Raw genomic sequence first — 1,193 nt, forward strand, 5'->3', positions numbered from 1 at the left:
TAACGATGTCGATTTGGACAGTGATAACGACACCATCCCGGATGTGATTGAAGCAGGCTTGGCCGATAACGACGGCGATCTCAAGGTCGATAGCATTGACCTGCAAGCCAGCGTTGATCCCGCCCCCGATTCTGACGGTGACGGCATTCCTGATTACCTCGACTTGGAAAGCCAAAACGCAGAGAACGACGGCACGGCCTTTGACATGGCCGCCAGTGACTTTGCGGCGTTTGATTCCAATGGCGATGGCATGCTCGATGGCAATGACGAACTCGGCGGTCACGACGTCAACAACAACGGGGTCGATGATCGCGCCGAAGATGCAGACGGCGACGGCCTCTCGAACCCGAACGATGACGACGATGACAACGACGGCACGTTAGATATTTACGATGCGTTCCCGTTCGATCCGAACGAAGACACCGACACCGACGGTGATGGCGTCGGTGACAACGGCGATGCCTTCCCTACGGATGAAACGGAGACCACCGACACCGATGGCGATGGCGTGGGCGATAACAGTGATGCCTTCCCAACGGATGCGTCGGAGACCACCGACACGGACGGCGATGGCGTCGGCGATAACAGCGACGCTTTCCCTGAAGACGCCGCTGAAACCACCGATTCCGACAATGACGGCGTGGGTGACAACAGCGACATTGACCGTGATAACGACGGCTTAAGTGACGATTTAGAATCACGCACTCACGCTGACGTCACAGATTGGCCGACGCTTTACGGCGCGAGCTTCACGGATGGCGTGCTCAGTGCCAACGGCGGCAGCTGGACCTATCAAGCCAATTCAGCGCGTTTCTCCACCTATGGCTTTAACGACAACTACCGTTTCTCGTTCCGAGTCGATGCGCTGGGCAGTAACAACATGATGGGTCTGGGCAGCGTGGAAAGCTCCGCCAGCTATGCCGACATTGATTACGCCTTCTACCTCGTGGGCTCCACACTCTACATCTATGAAAATGGGGCGTATCGCACCAACTTTGGCGCGGGCAGTGTCTCTGTGGGAGACACAATGACCATCCAAGTCAATGCGGGCACGGTCACCTACTTGCGCAACGACACGGTGCTTCGTGACGTTGCCTACTCCGGCGACACCCCTGACTTCTACGTCGATTCCAGCTTCTATAGCGGGGCGATCCGCCTTAGTAACATCGAATTGACGCCGCTCTCGGGCGCAG

1 pseudogene is annotated in these 1,193 nt (G+C 57.1%); it reads left to right on the forward strand.

Going from position 1 to position 1,193, the window contains the following annotated elements:
* Positions 1–1,193 (forward strand): annotated as a pseudogene (locus A1OO_RS23440) (hypothetical protein); the annotation flags it as partial.

This window comes from Enterovibrio norvegicus FF-33, from assembly GCF_000286835.2.
Taxonomy (GTDB): Bacteria; Pseudomonadota; Gammaproteobacteria; order Enterobacterales; family Vibrionaceae; genus Enterovibrio; species Enterovibrio norvegicus_A.